This window comes from Pseudoalteromonas sp. SMS1, from assembly GCF_021530565.1.
GTDB lineage: Bacteria > Pseudomonadota > Gammaproteobacteria > Enterobacterales > Alteromonadaceae > Pseudoalteromonas.
In genome coordinates, this window is record NZ_JAKGBI010000016.1 from 99273 (window position 1) to 119901 (window position 20629).

The window sequence follows — 20629 nt, forward strand, 5'->3', positions numbered from 1 at the left end:
AGGCCGTTCCTATTGATTAGAATTGATATTTTAGCGTTGCACTATACTTTGATGGCTGACCTGGCATTGTCCACATATGAGAATAGGAGTTTGCGTAGTAGCGCTCATCAAACGCGTTATCTAGCTTCAATTGCAGGCCAAGGTCCTGCGTCAGCTCAACGTTGAAAAACAGATTTACCAGTGTGTATGCAGGTAGGGTATAGTCTGGGTTGATGGTTTCACCTAATCGCGTGCCGACATATTGAACGTGAGCACCAAAGTCGACCGGGTATCCAGCCAGCGCACGGTTGTGGCGCAATATGACATTCGCACTGTGTTCAGGAATATTAATCAATTGACTACCTGCGGGTAACTGCACACCCCAATCGAGGTTTACCATATCGTTGGCCGTTTCGGCTTTGGTATATGCGTAGCTAACAGACAGCTCGGTTTGATTACTTATATCCCAAGCTAAGTCGAGTTCGACTCCCTTACTTTGTGCTTTACCAAGCGCCGCAGAGAAGCCTTCGTTGACAGGGTCGACCGTTAGAATGTTTGACTTTTCCGCTTTAAAAAGTGCAGCATTTAAACGCACGGTATCGTTGGCTGTTGTGAACTTGATACCCGTTTCTAGCGATTTGCTCTTTTCCGGTTCGAACGTATTACCTTCAAAATCAGCCCCCGCGTTAGGTCTAAATCCTTCTGAATAGCTTGAGTACCAATTCAGCTGCTTATTGATGCGGTACACAACGCCAGCACGGGGATTAAATTCTGTTTGTGATTGTTCGCTGACTGTTTGTTTAAGCTGATTCGTGACCGTTTGTTCGAACTTATCAATGCGCGCGCCAACAAGTATTTGTAATGCGTCCGTGACATCAATTTGATCTTGCAAATATATGCCCCAAGCTTTTTGCGCTTCGAGGTTGTGAATGGTTGGACTCATTGCAGGCTTTGCTTGCCCATAAACCGGGTTGAAAATATTGATACTGTAAGTTGAATCACCCTTACCCCAGGCTACACGGTAACGCTGTTGTTCAAAATCCAGTTCATAGTCATAAATATCGGCACCAATAAGTAGGTTATGGTTGAGTTCAAACAGTTGGACATCGCCACTGATCTCAAGTCGAGCTGATAAATCTGTTGCATCATAGTCACGGTAACGACGTTGTCGATTCAATGTTGTGCCATCGACATACAATAACTGGCGTCCTGGCGAAAGCTCGGTATCTGATGAGAGTCCGGTGAGTGAAGAAGTGCGGTAGCCCAAGCCCGCATTAAACATCCAAGTGTTATTCAATTGATGTGATATTTCAAACTGATGGCCTGTTGCTTCTACTTTAATAGGACCATCACTCGGTTCACCAAAAAAGCGCTCGATGGGTAATTCAAGGCCTGGAATGACAGGGATACCGCGATCAAACGGGATTTCTTGATCGACATATTCAAGCTCATAGTTAATCTGTGTCGCGTCAGAAACATGAAAAGTGAAGGATGGCGTTAATGCGCGCTTTTCAGAGCTGATGGTATCTCTGTAGCTATTGGCTTTTTCATAAGCGCCATTAATGCGAAATGCGACGGAATCAGAGAGGCCATTGGTGTAATCTGCTTCGATTCGTCGTTGGGCGAATTCACCCGCAGTGAGGGCGATATAGCCACTTTGTTCAAACTGTGGCTTTTTAGTGATGATATTGACTGTGCCTCCGGGTTCACTGCGACCATATAGCGCAGACCCTGGGCCTTTCAAAACTTCAATAGACTGAATGTTAGAGGTATCGCGCAAGCCGCTGTAACCTCTACCTGCGCTGAACCCGTTAATTAAATAGGCGGAGGGTAGGTTTTCATCGCCTGCGAAGCCGCGAATTGCAAAGCTTTCCCAAAGGCCGCCAAAATTATTTTGTCGTGAAATAGCGCTCACCAACCCCACCGCGTTTTGGAAGTCTTTAACCCCAATATCATTGAGTAAATCGCTAGACACGACAGAGACAGATTGTGGTAATTCATTTATGGAGACATTTCCGCGATAAGGAAGCCGTTTTTCAATGACCTGAATGGTTTCAATTTCTTGATCTTGCTCGGTAGCAAAAACAAAATTTGGGACAAGAAGGGAAGAGATAATAAGAGCTAGATACTGCTTAGACACTAGAATACCGTTTGTTATGTTATAAAGTATCATTATGGTATTGGTAAAGCAGATACAGTGCAATTAATAAAGTTAACTAACAGGGGGGCTCGACGAATTCATTATTTATTTTATAAAGTGCTGACGTGGGATGTTTTTTACGACTGAGTATGAACAGGCCACAGTGATCTGTAAATTGTGGCCTATCATCGGTTTTAGGTGGGAAATCAGTGCTTAGCAGCGACCGTTGTTGTACCACTTACGCTGTTATCTAGTAAATTAACATAGTATTGTGCAATATCACTAGCAGGTATACCCGGCTCTGGGTCCATCCCCATATTCACCATGGTCTCGGCTACCCAACCTGGCGAAATCGCATTAAACCTAATGCGTTCAACTTCAATGGCGGCGGCTGTTTCCGCGGCTTCTACGGCCGCATTGACGGTTGTCACGACACTGCTGCCTTTAAAGGGGTGTTGCGCCAATATACCCGAGGTTACAATGATCACGCCGCCATCATTGACAAATTTTTCGCCAAACCTGAGCGTATTAATTTGTCCCATCATCTTGTTGCTGATGGCAAACGTCCAGTCAGTGCTTTGAGCAGTGTGCCAGTCAACAAGGTTGGCAACACCTGCGGTACAAATAATAGCATCGACTGCGCCGACTTTTTCAAACAGTGCTATAAGTGATTGAGGATCAGACAAATCAAAGGCATTTTCTGGGTGATTGAATGACGCTTCGACTACTTCATGGCGCGATTTTAATGTATCTACTACTGCGTTACCTAACAAGCCGGTTGAACCCAGGACGAGTATTTTTTTCATTTTCTCTGCTCTCATTATCGATGAATTGAGGCCATTATTTATGAAATCAGTTGAGCGCAGTAGTAGGGTAAAGGTTGTTTCAGTTGTGACTAAATTTCATAAGTGAAATGCATTAAGGTGTGCGCTGTACTATGTTATCGACTAGATAATCAATCAATAAGCGTGTTCTTTTAGGTAAATGCGCTTTGGATGAATAATAGAGCCATACTGTACTTGGTGCATTCCAATAGTTAGGTAAGATAGGGACAACCTCTGTGTTACTGAGCTCTGTTTCAACGTGCCACCTTCCCATATAGGCGACGCCCAAATTTTGTAACATGGCAGCTTTTGCCGCACTAATATTGGAGACTGTTAGGTTACCCTTTGGCGCCAAGCGAACCTGCTCCTTAGTGTCACTGAGTAGTGGCCAAGTAAACCGTTGACCTTGCCCTAATGGATTGTAAACAATGCAGTTATGCATCCTCAGTTCATCGAGAGATGTCGGTGTTCCGAACTTTTCACAGTACTGGCGTGTAGCAAAAATACCAGATTGCATGGTGTATAGTCTTCGTGCTATCAGCCGACTATCTTCGTTAATCTTGTTTCCGATATCAATATCAAATCCTTCTTCCACAATATCGAGTGCCCGATCATCAAAAACAAGATCAAGCTCAATGCCTTCATAGGTATGCAAAAGCTGCGTCAGATAGGGTAAGACAAACTCTCGGCCAAAGCTGTCGGGTAAGTTAATTTTTAGCTTGCCTTTGGCCTGTTGATTTTGCTGCGAGATACTTTCGATGCTGTTGTCTATTTCCAGCAAGAGTGGCGAAATTTTTTGAAATAAGACCTGCCCGTCTTCGGTAAGGGAAAATTGTCGTGTACTGCGGTGAAACAAGCGGGTACCGGTTTGCATTTCCAGTGCAGATATACTTTTACTTACGGCAGAAGCAGAGACGCCTAGTTTGCGTCCTGCGCCTGAAAAACTGCCTTCTTATGCAGCTGCGATAAACATAGGGAGTTGGCTGGGTAACATGTGATTTCAACGATACAAGACGTATTTTCTAAGAGTATATGATGTCCTTTAAGATCAGGTAAAGGCTTGCAATAGCTACATGCTGTTTTGACTGTGTTAAGACAATACCCCGTGTAAAAATAGATGCTTTTTATTGACGTCAAATACCAGTTTTAAATCAAAATTAATTAAAAATTTCACAATTATATAAGTTGCAGACTTATGTATCTCAATTGTGCTGAAATATTCCACCGTAACTCTATGCTCTAATTGTTATTTCAATGAAATTAATGTTTTTTGGTATCTGTTTTTAATCTGAAAATCTGAGATATACCGCTAGTAGCGGTTTAAATTTTTAACTATTAAAGGTAAAAATGAAAGCAAAATGTAAAGATTGAGTGTTAATTTATAAGTGTTGCGCAACATTCATATATTTAATAACTCAAAAAAACATGAGGAAAACCATGAAATTTAATTACGCTGCAATACTTGGCGTCATCTCTGCGATCACATTGTCACCAGCCGCTGATGCATATCTTTATAAAGATCCAGGTTATGTTGAGCGCAATGTACGTTCAATCCAAAAAAATGACGTGATTGGGCAGTCTCACCAATACCGCGATCAACAAGGGTGGATGTATGTTGATCAAGTCGCAAACGGTGCAACTCAAGGCTTTTATCAAGCTGGAAATTGGCTGAAGTTACACAACCGCAATTTCAAAATGTCGATTGGTGAATTGGAATTTTCGTTTAACCCCAGCAAGTTAGATTGTACTCAGGGTATGAGCTTTAACTTTACAGTGGGTGACGACACGGTAGCGAGCTTCAAGCCAAATTGTGATGATCTTTTGAATGCATCTATTACTTATCCTGTTGAATATTACTTTGATTTGATCCCTGAGGTCATCAAGCCAAAGGTGGAGTTGCCACTTGACCCACTTGGTTTGCTCAAAGTCGGCGTTAAGTTTGGTGCAGGTATTGAAGCTGGCGCTGAGTTTACGGTAGGTGGCGTAGTAGGTGGTCATGGCAATGAAGAGCCATTCGAAGTCGATGGCGTAAGACGCCCAGACTATTTATATGCTGCTGTTGAACCGTATGTGAGTGGTTTAGTTTCAAGTTCAGCGTATGGCAGCTTTGGTCACGGTATTTCAGAAGCCGGTGTGAAAGGAAAGCTAAACCTATTAAAAGTAAAGGGTAAAGGCTATGTCGAAGCAGGTATTCGTCGTGTAGTTCAAGACGAACAAGTTGTTGAACAAGGCTTCTTAGAGCTTAAAGTGAGCACCAAACTTACTGGTGGCGATGGAAAAATCCAGGCTTATTGTAAAAAGCTTTGGGGCTTGCTGCAGTTTAATGTCGACGTCATGAAGTGGGACCCACTTTATACGCGTGAAACGGTGCTATATGAATATGCAAGCCCTGTTTGGGAAGCGCTTTAATATTTGACAGTGGTGGCTCAGGCCACCACTTTGAGATAAGAACATGAAAAAAATAACGATTATTGCGATATTTATCATTGCTGTTAGCGCATTTTTGGTATTACAGGATTCAGATAGTAAGCCTACGGTGCAAGTGGCGCTCACAGCCTCTGAATCATTGCAATCAACACACACAGAAAACCAAGACTACGGTTATCAGGTTGAGATCCATTCAGCTGTTTTAAGTGAGACGGGCACCGCGATTACATTTTCAGACCTCAGCTGGCAAATGTATTTCAAACCAAAGTCTGAGGGGGCTTCAGACTTGGTGGCACTGCTTACAAATATTCAATTTATATCAGACAACAAAGTACAAAAAATGCCTACCCAGTTGCCATTTTATATGACTTACAGTGGTGGACAGTTTACCAAGTTAGATCTTCTTGGGCTAAATGCACAACACACATTATCTGTGTTACCAAAGGTACTGAACTTAATGAGTTACTCACTCAGTGACCCTTTGACATTTGAAGATGCACAAGGGATTAAAACGTTTCGGTATACCCAGCAAGATAATTCCATTAGCCGCATGAGAGTAAGCACCACTTCAAATCCAGATCGCGATGAGGAAGAGCAATGGCAGTTAATGCTGAGAGACAGTGATTCTGTGTTAGTTGGCATTCGTGAGCTGAACTATCACAACCAACAAGTTTGGCATCAAGGGGAGCAACATTATGATGTTGTACAGTCAGTGTTTGTGAGACCTATCGACTTTTTAAATTTTGATTATGTTGGTTGGAACAGTAACCAAAATGCAAAGGTGTTGACAGCAGAAGCAAAAGCGGAACAAGTTTATGACATCACAGAAGATAATTTATTTTCTCACCTGACTGAGCTTAAGTCGTCATTGGACTCGGACCTAGCCGCGCAGCTGGGTAAATACTTACTGGATAATTATGACCAAAGTGATATTAAATTGTTATTGATGGATCATATACGACTCAACTCTGCATTGATTTACGCGTTACAAAAAGCCCAAACCCCGCAAGCAGAGCAAATGCTGTCTGACCTGATGAGCGATGAAGCACTTGGTCAGCAAGTACGACAAAAAATAGTGATGGCCCTCGGGCGGTTTGAAAATGCCACAAATATTGCATTGTCGAGCTTACAAACGGTGGCTGATAACGCTGAGGATACTGCGCTGTCGAACATGGCAATGTTGAGCATAGGCACCATGAATCGGTTTTCACCCATGCAGTCTCAGCAGGTTGCTGGATTTTTAAATACTAAACTCTCTGATCCAGCTCAATTACCTACGGCAATACTGGCAATAGCCAATAGCAAAAACCCTGAATTGGTCGAAAAGCTGCCCAATTACTTACATCATAGTGACACTCAGGTTCGCAATAATACGATAAAATCATTGGCGCATAAAACAGAGTATCAAGATCAAGTAATCGCAAGCTTAGTGCAAGCGCCTCATGTCACAACAATAGACTCTTTCACTCGAGTATATAAGCAAGCGAATTACACACTGTCTGAAAGTAATGTAGATAGGTTGCAAGCGCTGTATCACGAACAAAATAATCCGCTTATAAAAAAGCGCTTAGCGGTAATTTTAGATATTTAATCAGGCTTTAGTAGCCAAGCTAGTTGGCTACTACCTCTTCTTTTCTGTATGAAGTATAACCAGGTTTGCATGGGGCGAGTGCAGCTACGCATAAAGCTTTATTTGTTGCGTTAGTCGTAATAGTTTTTGGTTGATTAATGAGTGTAATTTTCATTTTTTAGAATTCAATGCCGTTTTAATAGGGTTTTTACACTTCAAAATTACATATGTAATTAGGTGTAATGGAATTGGCGTCTTAATATTGTTAAAAACACACTATTCAAGCTTGGTTTCGAAAATTAGGTTTGGAACATGCCATATATATAATCATTCGAAAGGATAAACTATGAATAGTCAATTGAGGTTTTTGCTTCTACTGATAAGCGTGATATTGCCTTGTTACACAATAGCAAGCTCAATGAGTGCAGTGGAAGAGGGTAAAGATAGGTTTGGTGGAGAATATCGAAGCTTCGCTGTGGAACTGAATGATCTAAATGTTTGTAAAGCAGCATGTGAAAATGATGGCATTTGTCGTTCATGGACCTATGTTGACCCAGGCGTTCAACACACCAATGGGATGTGCTGGTTAAAAAAATCTGAAAATACACCTGCACCTTGTGCTCAGTGTTCCTCAGGTTATAAGGTGGTCACAAATGTAAATGTAGCTTCTAATAGCATGAGTGATACAGAAATTGATATGGACAGATATGGTCGAGAGTATCTGAACTTTGCGGTAGAACAAAACGATCAAAGTGTTTGTTCGGCTGCTTGTAAAAATGACAAGCGTTGTCGATCATGGACTTATGTTGACCCAGGTGTTCAGCACACCAACGGCATGTGCTGGCTAAAAAGTTCGACCAACTTTAATCAACCTTGTGCAAGCTGTACATCGGGGTACAAATCGGCCCCGACTAATGAGCACATGGGTTCTGAAGAACCAGACACTGATCGGTTTGGTAACGAATATTACAATGTCGCGTTGAGTGCGGGCGATCAGGCATCCGTGTGCAAAGCGATGTGCCAAGAGGATGGACTATGTGGTGCTTGGACCTATGTCGATGCAGGCGTTCAGGGCGCAACACCACGGTGTTGGTTGAAGAGCTCAGGTAACACACCGGCAACGTGTAGTGTTTGTACCTCAGGTGTTAAAGAAAAGACTTTGGCTTTAAGCCCAGTAGCTAGCAATCAACAGCGTGTTGGTAATTCATATAAGACACTTTCTGTGACCTCTGAATTAGCATGTATGCAGCAATGTGAAGATGATAATAAGTGCATGTCTTGGAATTATGATTCATCCCTGACCTCAAACTCGTGTGAGTTGAATGTGACGACCAATGATGCAACAGCAGGTACGGGTACATCGGGTTTTAAGGTTAAAAAAGATACCACTTTAGCTGCGGGTCAAGCGCATACGTGTTTTGTACAAGCAGATGGGTCAGTAAAATGTTGGGGTACTAACACCTACGGGCAACTTGGTGATGGTACAGAGAATGACTCAAGTACGCCAGTGTCAGCAGGTTCGCTGACTAATGCTTCGCAAATTGCTGCAGGCAATTACCATAGTTGCGCCATTTTGGCGGATCGCTCAGTGCAATGCTGGGGTCGAAATGATCACAAACAACTGGGTAATGGTAGCTCAACAGATGCTTCGACACCGGTATTAACTAACTCGATTACGAATGCGATTCAACTAGCCGCAACTGATAATTTCACGTGTGCAGTACAAGACAGTGCTGAAATAACACTTAATAATGTCGTGAGTACCGAACGAGGTGTTATTAAGTGCTGGGGTTCTTTTCCGATTCTAAACAACAGAAATAGCTGGAGTGGCAGTGACCCTGTAAACATTGAAAGTTCTGAACTCGTGGGCGTAAAACAAATTGCGGTTGGCAACCCGTTAGGTGCTGGGCATGTATGCGCGGCAATGCATACAGGTGAGGTCAAGTGTTTAGGCAAAACTATCTTAAGTGGCTCTCGCAGCTCTAAAAATGAAATTACTACGATTTCCGGTATTACCAACGTTTTAGATTTGGTCAGTTCTGATGTTGTTGCATGTGCCATTGATGCAGGCTCAAAGCCGAGCGAAAATAAACTAAAATGTTGGGGGTTCATTGATGGTGAACAGTATCTAACGCCCTTTGAGTTCACTTATCTTAAAGGTGCGCAACGTGTGGCCATTACAGGTGAAAATGAACCGACGTCGAGAGTATGTGCAGTAATGTACGACGGTACTGTAAAGTGCTCAGCGTATGGTGACGGTGACTACACTGTGAGCGGGATCGCAGATGCGATACAAATCACCAATGCCGATGGAAAATCATGCGCGTTGATTGCCAACGGTGAAGTAAAATGTTGGAGTGATGCGTCTGGCTCAACGCCAACTACACCGGTAAATGTGAGCTTTTAATAATTAGCAAACCGATGCGCCACTGAATGTAAAAAAGGTGTGGCGCATTTTCACCTTGATCTAATCACTATTGATAATACTTTTTAGCGCCGCGACATGATTGTTAAATGCTGATTGGCCAAGGTCTGTTAATGACACCCAGGTACGTGGGCGACCGTTGTAGCTGCGCTTTTTCGCTTCAATGTAATTGGCGTCTTCCAATGCTTTGAGTTGTTTTGACAATACTGAATCACTCACATCTAGTTGCTCTTTTAGGAGCCTAAAGTCTAATTCTGCACTGGTGGCTAACATTGCGCAAATGCGTAACCTGTTTGGAGCATGAATAATGGGATCTAGCTCTGGCATCTCTAGTTTTCCTTTACCACGGTTTCACCTGTCGGGAGCTTGATAAGCAGCCAGAACATAACAATTGAAGCCGTTGCGGCGCAAATATGTGGCGCCCAATCAAGGCTCATTTCGGTGCGTAAAAAACGGCTTAAAAACCCAAGGGCAGCAAACCCAATTGCTGCATACGCATTTATTTTCTCAGCTTTAATAGAGCGAGGGATGATCCGGATTCTGATCCCTTGTATTTTGTATAAATAGTAATAAAGCGCAGTAGATAAGGTAAAGATGATGGCGCCCACTATTATTGCCAGTGCCCAAGTGTTTTCATGTTCGGTCATACCATAACCAAAAAATATCGCCCCATAACTTAAACTCATAAGTAGTCTCAACCAAACTGGCGGTGAGTAATCAATGAGCAGGTTTTGTTGAATATTGTGCACCGCATTCAGTGCATCTTTTGCTTCTGTTTGAGACGGTAAATCGTTTTTCATTGGGGATCTCCTTTTACTTTCCATCATGGAAACTTAGTTTAGTTTATAACTTTCCGTTTTGGCAAGTTATAATTTTCCATTGCGGAAAGTGACTGAGGGTAGGGCGTAAATCGTTATTTTCTGAGTTTTTACTCTAACTTTTGGGGTTGTTGCTTGCTAACTGGTTTTACCACTTGTAAGCTAAAAGTTATGCACTCTTAATTTTTTGCCGTTATGTCAAAAATAATCAGTCAAGAAATCACAATAATTTGTGAAGATCAATACCCATTGGCAGGAACCGTATACCAACCAAACGCTGACCTAAAAGGGGCCGTTTTAATTGGCCCTGCAACCGGAATTAAACGCCAGTTTTACACTGCATTTTGTGAATTTTTAGCGCACCATAATTATGGTGTCTTGAGTTATGACAACCGAGGTATTGGAGATTCCTTGCAGGGTGATATTGGCAAGCATCCAGCTAGTTTACAATGCTGGGGACAACTTGATCAGCCAGCTGCTATTGCGGCATTAATCAAAACGTTTCCTGATTCAAGTTATCATTTAATTGGCCATAGTGCAGGTGGTCAGTTAATTGGCCTCGCTGCCAATGCGAAAGCACTGACATCCATGTTTAATTTTGCCAGTTCCTCTGGCCGGTTGTTGAATATGAAAGTGCGAGACCAATTTAAGTCTCACTTTTTTATGAATCTGTTTATTCCTTTTTCTAATTTATTGTTTGGCCATACTAAATCACAGTGGTTCGGTATGGGTGAGCCACTGCCCGCAGCGGTAGGTCACCAATGGCGAACATGGTGCAATGGGGGGGGATATGTTAAAACCGCATTTGGCAAGACCATTGATAAGCACTATTTTGAAGAGCTGACTTTACCGACTATGTGGGTAAATGCCGTGGATGATTTTATTGCAAATGACAAAAATGTCAGAGATATGATGTCTGTTAGCCCCAACATAAAAGCGCAAACATTGACCCTAGACCCAAAAGATCATGGTCTTAAAGAAATTGGTCATATGAAGTTTTTTAGCAGAAAATCTCACACATTATGGCAAATTCCATTGCAGTGGCTCGATAGCCATTCAGGTAAGTGATCTGTTAAGTCTGTGTCGTGGATTCATTGATTTGAGCCCACGACGACTTTGGTATGGCGTTATTTCCAATCAGCGAATTGAGCCAGTAAAAAATCAATGGCAAGCCTCGCGCGCAAAGGCATAAATTGTTTATTTTGATAAACAATCCAGCTTGTTGCACCACTGATGCAATAGGGCTCTAAAATTGGTACTAAGGTTTGTTGCTCAAGTGACTCAGTAAAAGTACTTTGTGGCATGTAAGCAATGCCGAGGCCTTGTTCACAAGCTTCTAGAACGACATTAGCGTTGTTGCTGCGCCACTGACCAGCGACTTTAATACTTTGTTTAGTGCCATCAATGTTGAATACCCAATGATCGTTATTCGCAATAATACAGCGATGACTTTTAAGCTGATTTGGGTGGTTTGGTGTGCCATAAGCTGTAAGGTAGCTCGGCGCGGCAACGACCATCATTGAACGGCTAATTAATCTGCGCGCAATTAAATTAGAATCATTGAGCTCACCATAACGAATCGCGAAATCAATACCATCTTCGACGAAGTTAACCATTCGGCTATTGAAGTCGATTTCAATATTTAACTCTGGATGTTGTTTGGCAAACGTCATCAATGCAGGGGCGATATGACGTTCAGCAAATGCACCGGCAGCACTGACTCTGAGCGTGCCACTTAGGTTGAACTGCTGCTGGTTTAATTGTTCGTTGGCCTGTTGTAACCCAGCAACGAGCTGTTTGCATTGCTGATAGTAAAAAGCCCCATTTTCAGTGAGATTAATTTGGCGTGTGGTCCGTGCAAGCAAAATACTGCCTGTGCGTTTTTCTAAGCGCGCGACTTGTCGACTAATATGGCTCGTGGAGCAGCCAAGCTTTTTTGCGGCAGCCGAAAACCCGCCGCTCTCAGCAACCGCAACAAATTCAAAAATACCGTCAAAGCTATCCATCTAGTTTCTCTATAATCTATTCAAAGGCGAGAGGGTGTATGCCAACATTTAACGCCTATTATTGCTAAATAGCAAAAGAGATTCACAGATTTAGATAATTATCATTCATGCAGTAACAATATAGAGTTGAATAATCCACTCGAAAGACAACATATACTTAAGGTATTGATCATGAAAAAAGTACTTATCCCTGTAACTAATCACGCGACATTAGGCAGTACAGATCAAGCAAATGGTACCTATGCGCCTGAGCTAACACACGTAGTGCAGGTGTTAAATTTACATAATATTGCGTTTGATATTGCCTCAATTCGCGGCGGTAAAGCACCACTTTACGGTACCGATATCGCAGAAGACACGGTCAATAACAAGATATTGGGCGACGAAGATTTCCAAGCACAAGTCAACAACACAGTACCGCTTTCGCAAGTGAATATGAATGACTATGACGCTATTTTTTATCCTGGTGGGTTTGGCTTACTGTCAGATTTGGCGAGTAATAAAGAGGTTGGTGCACTGGCAGCAAGACACTATGAATCAGGTGGCATTATCGCAGCAGTATGCCATGGACCAGCAGCATTATTACCCATTACGCTCAGTTCAGGTGACCCTTTGCTAGCGAGTAAATCCGTCACAGCATTCACGCGAGAAGAAGAAGTCGACTTTGGCACCATCAATGACATTCCATTCTTACTAGAAGAAGCTTTGGCAAGAAAAGCGGGTCAATATAGCAAGGTACAGCCATGGAATGAACTGGTGATTGTAGATGAACGGGTTATTACAGGTCAAAACCCTGCAAGTGCGCACGCGGTAGGAGAGGCATTAGCTAAGCAACTGGCTAAGCAATAAAGACTTTTGAGCGAAAAGGAATAAAGGTTTGATAATGAATCAAAGTATCCATATTAATCGTCAGATTACCTTGGCTGCACGTCCAAATGGTGCGCCAACACCGAACGATTTTAAACTGGTGGAGTCGCCCATACCGACTCCTGCATATGGCGAAATCTTGTTAAGAACGCGCTATCTCTCGTTAGACCCGTATATGCGTGGCCGTATGAACGATGCTAAGTCATATGCTGACCCCGTTGGCATTGGGGAGGTGATGGTAGGTGGCAGTATCTGCCAAGTGGAAAAATCAAATCATGTTGATTTTGAACAAGGCGATTTAGTTGTCGCATTTGGTGGCTGGCAAGATTATAGCGTGTCTGATGGTGTTGGGGTTATCAAGCTTGATAAAACGATGCAAAATCCATCGTATGGCTTAGGTGTGCTGGGGATGCCAGGCCTGACAGCTTATATGGGGTTGCTAGACATTGGTGAACCTCAAGCCGGCGAGACATTAGTCGTGGCGGCGGCGACTGGCGCAGTAGGCAGTTTAGTTGGTCAGATAGCTAAGCTTAAAGGCTGCAGGGTAGTAGGTATTGCAGGTGGACAGGAAAAGTGCGAATACGCCGTGAATGAATTCGGCTTCGATGCTTGTATTGATCATCGCGCTACAGACTTAGATGAACAGCTTGCACAAGCTTGCCCCAACGGCATTGATATTTATTATGAAAATGTTGGAGGCAAAGTTTTTGACGCCGTGTTACCTCTATTAAACTCGAAAGCACGAGTTCCTCTGTGTGGCTTGATATCACAGTATAATGCAACAGAGTTACCAATAGGCCCTGATCGCACAGGTGTGTTAATGGGAAATATGTTGGTCAAAAGAATTAAAATGCAGGGGTTTATTGTATTTGATGATTATGGCCATCGTTATAAAGAGTTTCAAGATGCGATGGTGCCCTGGTTAATGTCCGGTCAAATCAAATACAAAGAAGACAAAGTCACTGGACTTGAGCAAGCTGTCACTGCATTTATAGGGTTGTTACAAGGTCAGAATTTTGGCAAGTTAGTTGTGCAAGTGGGTCCTGAGCAATTAGGTCTTGGGATAAAGTCATGATTAAAGTGCATCATTTAAATCAATCTCGCTCCACGCGGATACTCTGGTTGTTGGAAGAACTGCAAATGGAATATGAGGTTGAGCATCACCAGCGTGATGAGCAGACGCGTCTTGCGCAACCGAGTCTAGGTCAGGTGCACTCGCTCAATAAAGCGCCCATCATTGAGCATAATAGCCTTAAAATATGCGAATCAGGTGCGATTGTAGAGTACATCCTAGATCACGCCAAGCACAGTAATCTGCGCCCTGAAAAAGGTACTCGTGCGTACTACCAATACCTTGAATGGTGCCATTTTGCAGAAGGGTCATTGGCGTTACCTGTGATCGCCAGCTTATTGATGCAGATGGAGTCGCGAGATGGTGCGCAAGCTATGGATGGGTATATCGCAAAAGAGCTTAAATTAGACTTGTCTTTTATCGATGCAACTTTATCAGAGCAAAGATACTTTGCCGGCGAGCAGTTCACTGCTGCTGATATCATGATGACTGTGATATTGGAAATCGCGCTAAGTGCCAACCTTATTGAAAATAGACCACAAATTTCACGTTACCTAGCAGATATGCAAGCGCGTTGCGCATATCAAAGGGCACGTGCTTATGGTTAACTAAGCCGCTCAACAAAGCCCGATTTTATATCGAGCTTTGTGCTTTGTTTTTATGGCCTTAAAGCGCCGATTTATTTTGTAAAAGTTGAATGATATCGTGGTATTGATATCGTTTGGCCAGTTCCAGTGGGGTATCATTTTCATAGGTTGTCAAATGGGTGATTGCGCCCCCTTTCAAAAACGCTTTAGCTGCAGCGGTATTGCCATGCCAAATTGCATCATGGAGTGGGGTATAGCCATTATTTGGCCCTTGTGCATTGAGTACCTCGTTGGCTTTTGGCGCATTGAGCAATAGCTTAACAATGTCAGGGTGCCCCATATATCCGGCTTTATGAAAAGCGATCGCGTTCATAGGATAGCCAGGGATCGTCTGATCAGCCCCATTCTCTAACAGCAACTTGACGATTTTTGGATAACCGTCTCTGGCTGCGACAAGCAAAGGCGTGTGCCAATCATTACGGCTAGAATAAACCGGTCTACGTTGATTGACGTCTTGGCCATAATCGATAAGTAACGAGATGCGTTTTACTTTTTGTGTTTCGTTGAGAAGAGTATCTTCCACCACGTTTAAAATCTTTTGCATAGCAAGTGCACGTTTTAATTCGGCATGCTTGTGATTGAATAGCTCGCTCAAAGCGTTATATAGCTTGGCCTCGTGGGGTTCGATATTTCGGTCCCATCCTCCGATCATATCTGCTGCGGTCGTACCTGTACGTGTTTTGAGATTGATATTTAACTCTGGGTATTGAAATAACAACTCGATATTCGATTTCTTAGAATACCAAGCCGCTACCATCAAGGGGGTGAACCCAGAACGAGGCGCTTGCAGATTAATAAATGCGCCTTTATCTAACAAATACTTTAAGATGTCATCATGATCTGTTTGAGCGGCGATATGCACAGGGGCGTTACCCATTGCACTGTCTAATTGGTTTACATCTGCGCCACTTTCAACAAGCATTTTCACTTTTTGTAAGTCGCCATTAATGACCGCTTGATGTAATGGTGGCAAAGGATTGGCTTGAACTTGGCCCATCACTAAACAGGCAACCAAAGTTGAAATACGCACAACATGTTTGAGCATTGAAACCCCCAGCAAATGTCAAAAAAAGAAGCCGCAGTATAAGTGAGCGAGCAGCTTTTCATTAGAGGAGTAAAAGCTATTTAATTATTAGTCATAGACTAATAATTGCCTTGGCACTTTAGATGCCTAAAGCATTTTGGCAAAGCTGAGGTTTAGTCTTTTTAAAATCGGGGCTTACGCCAATCCATCAAATGTTTTGCTGATAAACAAGTCTTTTTGTTTGATATTCACCAGCGGTTTCCAAGTTGAGACCATAAATGGAAATTGTATGATGCCGGTTTCTTGGCCGGTCGGCACAAGCGCCATAAATGGGTGACGTTTGTAAGGTTTTGGTTGTGACCCTGAAATTTGCTTAGCAATCGAGTTGGCTAAGTATTTACCTTGCTCAACGGCTAAATACCCCAACTTGGCCTCACCCACATCCGCAATGTCGCCTATGGCATACGTATGTTGTTGTCCAACGACTGCGAGCGTCTCATCTACTATGACTTGACCTTGCGGGTTCAGTACATGTGCATAATGTCGCTTTAAAAATTCGTTATTGGGGATAACACCTGTTGCACTAAAGGTGATATCTGGCTTGATTATTTCCCCATTGGTTGTGTTTATGAGCCCATCTTCAGTGTCTTGGTAGCGGGCATTAAACTGCACTTCAACGCCAATGCGTGTCAGTTGATGGAGTGCTTTTTTGCTTGCCTTGCTTTTGAATCCATTAAGTAGGTGGGGTCCATTGTGGGCCAAAGTCACGTTTAGGTGCGGCATTGCGTAAGCAAGTTCGCCCGCAAGTTCGACACCGACAACACCACCGCCAAGAATGAGTACATCTGAAGCTTGTTTGAGTGCATCATGATACGTTTGCAATTCATTATTTCTGCTTTCAAGAGAACTCGCGTCGACTGACTTTGCAAGCGGTAAGCTTGGGTATCTGGACCCCGAAGCGATAACAACTTTATCGAAATAGATTGATTCGCCGCTTGCGAGCACTGCGAAATGAGTATTGAGTTCGACGACTGCGCTTTGGATAAATTGGCCATCGAGAAAATCGGCATAACGTTTTCTCGACTTTCCGTTGTTTTTCTCTGGGTGTGCTACATCTCTTAGTACGGCGTAAGTCACCTCAAAATAATCCTTTTTATCCACTAACATCGTGTTTATACCACGTTTTTCAAGTGCTTGTGCGGTAGAGGCGCCAGCAAAGCCTCCGCCAATGATTAATACCTGTGTTCTCATATCTCTGTCTTAATTGAATTGGAGCGATGTAGGTAGCTTAACCTGTTGCGAATACGCAATGAATGATGGAAAATGCAACCAGGGTGTGCGTATTTGCAACAAGGCTAAGAATGAACAAATGGACCGAAGTGAAAACGGCCTATCGTCTAGGTAAGCTTGGTACGCTGAGTGCGACGGCGGAAGATTTGGGGATTCACCGCAGTACCGTTATGCGTCATATTGATGCATTGGAAGCGACTTTGTCTGTTAAGCTTTTTCAACGTAACGACCGAGGCTACATACCGACCGAAGCTGGGTTAGAAGTCATGCGGCTTGGAGAGGTGACAGACATTCAATTTACACAGTTTGCAAACAAAGCAAGCAGTGCTGAGTGTGAGTTAGCAGGTAAGCTCAGCATAACATGTGTCAGTGAATTAGCCCCAATGCTGATGCCGCTCATTATGGAATATCAGGCCTTATTTCCAAAAATGCAGGTAGATATACTTGGTGATATTCGCAAATTTGCATTGGAGTACGGCGAAGCCGACGTTGCCATTAGAATGGGTCCAAGACCAGATACGCCAGATAATATCGTTTTTGAATTTGCACAGATAGAATTAAAGCTATGTGCTCATGTCGATTACATCGAACGCTTTGGTACTCCAAATAAAAGTAATATCACGGAGCATAAGTTCATCGCTCTAAATGAGCGGGTGGCCCATTTACCCTGGAATGAGTGGATTTATAATCATATTCCACCGCAGCAAATTGTGCTGACAAGCTCTGTTGGGCAGGTGCTTAATTATGCATTACATCATGGATTTGGTATTGGCGTATCCACCAAAGAAACCATTACAAATACTCCTACACTGATTGAAATTGATATTGCACAACAATGGCAAGTGAATGCATGGATGTTGGTACATAGAGATATGCTAAATATTCCAAAAGTGAGGGCGTTTATTGATCTCGTTAAGCGCAATCCTTTACACTTAGCGCTCAATATGTGACTTACAAAATATGTCGATATTATTGTTCGTTTTTAGTTTTGCAAAAATGCTTTTGATTCTTTAAGGTGTTGGCATAACAACAAAAAAGGAAATTCGATGTTTTATGCCAAGGTTGTACTGACTACGCTTTTATTTCTTCTCACCACGAGCTCACTCCTTGCAAAAGAGCCACTGACTATAACCAAGACCCTTACTTCAAAAATATTGTCTGAGCAAAGGACGGTCACAATTTTGCTGCCTGACTCTTACTATAAAAATAAACAAAAGGTTTTCCCAGTCTTGTATCGGCTCGATGGCAAAGAGAATATTCCTTTAGCATCAGCGGTATTGAACAAGCTTCACCGCTCTGGTGCTGCGCCTGAAATGATCATCGTTGCAATTGAAAACACGGATAGAGCAAGAGATTTGGCTCCAACTGTAAACTATGACCCTAGAGGCCCTGTGGGCGTTGGTGGTGGCGGTGATAAATTTTTAGATTTCATAGAAAAAGAGCTGATCCCAGAGATTAATCGCACTTTTCGAACACATGATTTTAAGGTCTTTTCAGGAGCGTCTATTGGGGGACTACTGGTGTTGCACGCAATGCAGTCAAGGCCTCATTTATTTCAAGGACATATCGCGTACAGCCCTGCTGTATGGTGGGGGGATCAAAGCACGCTAAAAAATGTCAAATCTTTTTTAGCTAAGAGGCAAACATTCGACAATTTCCTCTACATCAATATTGGCTCAGAGGCCGCGCCAATGCGCGACATTTATAATGAGTTACACTCTTTTCTAGCAAACAATAGACCACACAAATTTAAATTAACGGCGGATACTTTTGATGATGTGCCGCATGCGATGACATCTGCGGCAGGGGTGTTTAATGCATATCACAACCTATTTTTGTCCCTCATAATGCCAAGCAGTGCGCTGACGGATGGAGTGAATTCTATCAAACAGTATTATAAACAGGTTTCGTTTCAACGCGCGGAACTGACACTTCCCGAAGAGTGGGTATTACGTGGGCTAGGCTATGAACTGGTGGATGCCAAAGATTTTGTTGGGGCGATTGAAATCTTTAAATACAACATCGAACAAAACCCAACAATGGCGAGTGCATACAATGGGTTGGCCTATGCGTACGAGCAGAACAAACAATATGCAGCCTCTTTAGAGCAGGTCAATATTGCATTGAAACTGACTAAGAAAGACGATGAGGGTTACAACGTTTACCAGAACCGTAAACATCGTCTAGTTGCGGCCATAAACAGCAATCAAAATGATTTTTGAGATAACAACTGATTGGTTATGCATGCATATCATACAGTTCGCTATTTCAATGACTGGATGTCTAGTGTATCTGAAGTACGTCAGATAACTTAATTCTGATAAATTAACCGACTGATTTGGGTGGTTTTTATTGTTTTAATCTGTGGTGCATATAGCTAATTTTGAAGTATAAAATAGGAAAAATACGTGAAAGTGAAATTTTATTGGGCGATGGCGCTAGTCATTTTACTAAATGGGTGCAAAGCAACGAAACCTGTCGGGGAAGAAGTAACAGATAAGCCAGTTGTTAAATCAACTGAATTAACAATATCAGAGTTATGTCAGCCCTTAACATTTAGCTGTCATGAGACGCAAAAACAGCGTGCGTATACTAAAGATGTATGGGCCGGGGTAGCTAAAACACATACGTTTGTTACTGATCATGACGCGCTCTTTATGCTCAATGAATTGAAAGCTAACACCCAACTAGACAAAGCGTTGATTCACAAACGTAAAGCAGAAATAAAAAATAGAATGGGTAATTACAAAGCGTCTTTACAAGACAACTTAAAAGCACAATCGCTCGATGTATTACCTGCCCGTATCTATCTTAGCTTATTGTTATTAGAAATTAGAACGCGATTTGTTTTAGAAGAGTTTGATTCCACTAAAAGTCGAGCCAATAGCTTATGGCAGTACCTTGAACGCCCATACCACCCTGAAGTTGCGACAATACTAGGGTTTATTGCAAAGAAAAAGGGTAACTCTGCTGAATATGACAAATGGGTGTCACTCATCAAACAAAATGAAACTGAAGCGCGAGCTTCTCAATTACTCGGTGTGTTGGCTGGAGAGCCGGACAAGCACCAAGAAGAAGAAGAAGAGTCTGCACCGGTATACAAATCAACAGGTAAGTATCCAAAAGAACTCCCTAAGTTTGAAAAAGTCACCCGAGGGCCTAATGCACCGAAGGTGATTTACAGAAGGGAACCGCGTTACCCAGCACAGGCTGCTCGTTATGATACAGAGGGGAAAGTCGCAATGACCTTTGACGTGAACACAAAAGGCCAACCCGTGAATATCAAGGTAGTATATGCTTACCCAGAGGGACTGTTTGAAGAAGCAGGAGTTGAATCTCTTGAGAAGTGGCGTTTCGAGGTCCAATTAGATGGCAGCGGCGAAGTGATAGATGGCAAGGACTTTTATTTGGTCTTAGCATGGGCTGTTGATTAACGTTATATCTGTTATACAGGGTGAGCAACTCCTTAACTGGTTAAATCTTGGCTTACCCTGCCTTGCTCAAGTTACTTTAACTACCATGCTGTAATGCTGAGCTTTA

The 20629-nt window shown here is 42.8% G+C and carries 18 protein-coding genes and 1 pseudogene; 10 read left to right on the forward strand and 9 right to left on the reverse strand.

What is annotated here, in order from left to right; genetic code table 11:
* Nucleotides 1–16: 16 nt before the first annotated feature.
* The 4 genes and pseudogenes from L1286_RS17030 to L1286_RS24160 form a co-directional block, all read right to left on the reverse strand.
* Nucleotides 17–2119, reverse strand: coding sequence for a TonB-dependent siderophore receptor (locus L1286_RS17030; protein ID WP_235408247.1), 2103 nt, complete (start codon nt 2117–2119; stop codon nt 17–19).
* Nucleotides 2120–2325: 206 nt separating this feature from the next.
* The gene (locus tag L1286_RS17035; RefSeq protein ID WP_235408248.1) at nt 2326–2925 is read right to left on the reverse strand and encodes a short chain dehydrogenase; all 600 of its coding nucleotides are present in this window, start codon (nt 2923–2925) and stop codon (nt 2326–2328) included.
* Between the two features lie 112 nt (nt 2926–3037).
* The gene (locus L1286_RS17040; RefSeq protein ID WP_268832537.1) at nt 3038–3724 is read right to left on the reverse strand and encodes a substrate binding domain-containing protein; all 687 of its coding nucleotides are present in this window, start codon (nt 3722–3724) and stop codon (nt 3038–3040) included.
* Between the two features lie 39 nt (nt 3725–3763).
* Nucleotides 3764–3883, reverse strand: a pseudogene (locus tag L1286_RS24160) (LysR family transcriptional regulator); the annotation flags it as partial.
* 497 nt (nt 3884–4380) lie between these two features.
* Between L1286_RS24160 and L1286_RS17045 the strand changes: the two are divergent.
* From L1286_RS17045 to L1286_RS17055, 3 genes are all read left to right on the forward strand, one after another.
* The gene (locus L1286_RS17045) at nt 4381–5352 is read left to right on the forward strand and encodes a hypothetical protein (protein ID WP_235408249.1); all 972 of its coding nucleotides are present in this window, start codon (nt 4381–4383) and stop codon (nt 5350–5352) included.
* A gap of 43 nt (nt 5353–5395) precedes the next feature.
* Complete coding sequence (locus tag L1286_RS17050; protein WP_235408250.1) at nt 5396–6961, forward strand: HEAT repeat domain-containing protein; 1566 nt, start codon at nt 5396–5398, stop codon at nt 6959–6961.
* Nucleotides 6962–7358: 397 nt separating this feature from the next.
* Nucleotides 7359–9347 carry a PAN domain-containing protein gene (locus L1286_RS17055; protein ID WP_235408251.1) on the forward strand — a complete coding sequence of 663 codons (1989 nt, stop codon included), beginning with the start codon at nt 7359–7361 and terminating at the stop codon, nt 9345–9347.
* Between the two features lie 60 nt (nt 9348–9407).
* Here L1286_RS17055 and L1286_RS17060 read toward each other — a convergent pair whose 3' ends face one another.
* A complete protein-coding gene (locus tag L1286_RS17060; RefSeq protein WP_063370534.1) occupies nt 9408–9692 on the reverse strand; it encodes a transcriptional regulator in 285 nt (94 codons plus the stop codon).
* A gap of 2 nt (nt 9693–9694) precedes the next feature.
* On the reverse strand, nt 9695–10165 hold the full coding sequence (locus L1286_RS17065; RefSeq protein WP_235408252.1) for a hypothetical protein: 471 nt from the start codon (nt 10163–10165) through the stop codon (nt 9695–9697).
* 213 nt (nt 10166–10378) lie between these two features.
* On the opposite strand from L1286_RS17065, the gene L1286_RS17070 reads away from it, so the two are divergent.
* Nucleotides 10379–11251, forward strand: coding sequence for an alpha/beta hydrolase family protein (locus L1286_RS17070; RefSeq protein ID WP_235408253.1), 873 nt, complete (start codon nt 10379–10381; stop codon nt 11249–11251).
* Nucleotides 11252–11310: 59 nt separating this feature from the next.
* Here the strand turns inward: L1286_RS17070 and L1286_RS17075 are convergent, their stop codons facing one another.
* Nucleotides 11311–12189: a LysR family transcriptional regulator gene (locus tag L1286_RS17075; protein WP_235408254.1), complete on the reverse strand. Its 879-nt coding sequence runs from the start codon at nt 12187–12189 to the stop codon at nt 11311–11313.
* 171 nt (nt 12190–12360) lie between these two features.
* Between L1286_RS17075 and L1286_RS17080 the strand changes: the two genes are divergently transcribed.
* Genes L1286_RS17080 through L1286_RS17090 form a run of 3 tightly spaced genes read left to right on the forward strand, consistent with a single transcriptional unit; the run spans nt 12361 to nt 14736 of the window.
* Nucleotides 12361–13038 carry a type 1 glutamine amidotransferase domain-containing protein gene (locus L1286_RS17080; protein WP_235408255.1) on the forward strand — a complete coding sequence of 226 codons (678 nt, stop codon included), beginning with the start codon at nt 12361–12363 and terminating at the stop codon, nt 13036–13038.
* Between the two features lie 34 nt (nt 13039–13072).
* Nucleotides 13073–14131 carry an NADP-dependent oxidoreductase gene (locus L1286_RS17085; protein ID WP_235408256.1) on the forward strand — a complete coding sequence of 353 codons (1059 nt, stop codon included), beginning with the start codon at nt 13073–13075 and terminating at the stop codon, nt 14129–14131.
* Nucleotides 14128–14736, forward strand: coding sequence for a glutathione S-transferase family protein (locus L1286_RS17090; RefSeq protein WP_235408257.1), 609 nt, complete (start codon nt 14128–14130; stop codon nt 14734–14736). Before L1286_RS17085 ends, L1286_RS17090 begins: the two co-directional genes overlap by 4 nt.
* Nucleotides 14737–14794: 58 nt before the next feature.
* Here L1286_RS17090 and L1286_RS17095 read toward each other — a convergent pair whose 3' ends face one another.
* Together L1286_RS17095 and L1286_RS17100 are read right to left on the reverse strand one after the other, a co-directional pair.
* Complete coding sequence (locus L1286_RS17095; protein ID WP_235408258.1) at nt 14795–15820, reverse strand: ankyrin repeat domain-containing protein; 1026 nt, start codon at nt 15818–15820, stop codon at nt 14795–14797.
* A 174-nt stretch (nt 15821–15994) separates the two neighbouring features.
* The gene (locus L1286_RS17100; RefSeq protein ID WP_235408259.1) at nt 15995–17050 is read right to left on the reverse strand and encodes an NAD(P)/FAD-dependent oxidoreductase; all 1056 of its coding nucleotides are present in this window, start codon (nt 17048–17050) and stop codon (nt 15995–15997) included.
* Nucleotides 17051–17160: 110 nt separating this feature from the next.
* On the opposite strand from L1286_RS17100, the gene L1286_RS17105 reads away from it, so the two are divergent.
* The 3 genes from L1286_RS17105 (at nt 17161) to L1286_RS17115 (ending at nt 20523) form a co-directional block, all read left to right on the forward strand.
* On the forward strand, nt 17161–18039 hold the full coding sequence (locus L1286_RS17105) for a LysR family transcriptional regulator (protein WP_235408260.1): 879 nt from the start codon (nt 17161–17163) through the stop codon (nt 18037–18039).
* Between the two features lie 96 nt (nt 18040–18135).
* The gene (locus L1286_RS17110) at nt 18136–19311 is read left to right on the forward strand and encodes an alpha/beta hydrolase-fold protein (RefSeq protein ID WP_235408261.1); all 1176 of its coding nucleotides are present in this window, start codon (nt 18136–18138) and stop codon (nt 19309–19311) included.
* A 186-nt stretch (nt 19312–19497) separates the two neighbouring features.
* Nucleotides 19498–20523: a TonB family protein gene (locus L1286_RS17115; protein WP_235408262.1), complete on the forward strand. Its 1026-nt coding sequence runs from the start codon at nt 19498–19500 to the stop codon at nt 20521–20523.
* Nucleotides 20524–20629 lie beyond the last annotated feature (106 nt).

Excerpts from the sequence above, each read along its gene's own strand:
- L1286_RS17035 (WP_235408248.1), bottom strand. The coding sequence starts at position 2,925 with ATGAAAAAAATACTCGTCCTGGGTTCAACCGGCTTGTTAGGTAACGCA.
- L1286_RS17045 (WP_235408249.1), top strand. The coding sequence starts at position 4,381 with ATGAAATTTAATTACGCTGCAATACTTGGCGTCATCTCTGCGATCACA.
- L1286_RS17050 (WP_235408250.1), top strand. The coding sequence starts at position 5,396 with ATGAAAAAAATAACGATTATTGCGATATTTATCATTGCTGTTAGCGCA.
- L1286_RS17055 (WP_235408251.1), top strand. The coding sequence starts at position 7,359 with ATGAGTGCAGTGGAAGAGGGTAAAGATAGGTTTGGTGGAGAATATCGA.
- L1286_RS17060 (WP_063370534.1), bottom strand. The coding sequence starts at position 9,692 with ATGCCAGAGCTAGATCCCATTATTCATGCTCCAAACAGGTTACGCATT.
- L1286_RS17065 (WP_235408252.1), bottom strand. The coding sequence starts at position 10,165 with ATGAAAAACGATTTACCGTCTCAAACAGAAGCAAAAGATGCACTGAAT.
- L1286_RS17070 (WP_235408253.1), top strand. The coding sequence starts at position 10,379 with ATGTCAAAAATAATCAGTCAAGAAATCACAATAATTTGTGAAGATCAA.
- L1286_RS17075 (WP_235408254.1), bottom strand. The coding sequence starts at position 12,189 with ATGGATAGCTTTGACGGTATTTTTGAATTTGTTGCGGTTGCTGAGAGC.
- L1286_RS17080 (WP_235408255.1), top strand. The coding sequence starts at position 12,361 with ATGAAAAAAGTACTTATCCCTGTAACTAATCACGCGACATTAGGCAGT.
- L1286_RS17085 (WP_235408256.1), top strand. The coding sequence starts at position 13,073 with ATGAATCAAAGTATCCATATTAATCGTCAGATTACCTTGGCTGCACGT.
- L1286_RS17090 (WP_235408257.1), top strand. The coding sequence starts at position 14,128 with ATGATTAAAGTGCATCATTTAAATCAATCTCGCTCCACGCGGATACTC.
- L1286_RS17095 (WP_235408258.1), bottom strand. The coding sequence starts at position 15,820 with ATGCTCAAACATGTTGTGCGTATTTCAACTTTGGTTGCCTGTTTAGTG.
- L1286_RS17100 (WP_235408259.1), bottom strand. The coding sequence starts at position 17,050 with ATGAGAACACAGGTATTAATCATTGGCGGAGGCTTTGCTGGCGCCTCT.
- L1286_RS17105 (WP_235408260.1), top strand. The coding sequence starts at position 17,161 with ATGAACAAATGGACCGAAGTGAAAACGGCCTATCGTCTAGGTAAGCTT.
- L1286_RS17110 (WP_235408261.1), top strand. The coding sequence starts at position 18,136 with ATGTTTTATGCCAAGGTTGTACTGACTACGCTTTTATTTCTTCTCACC.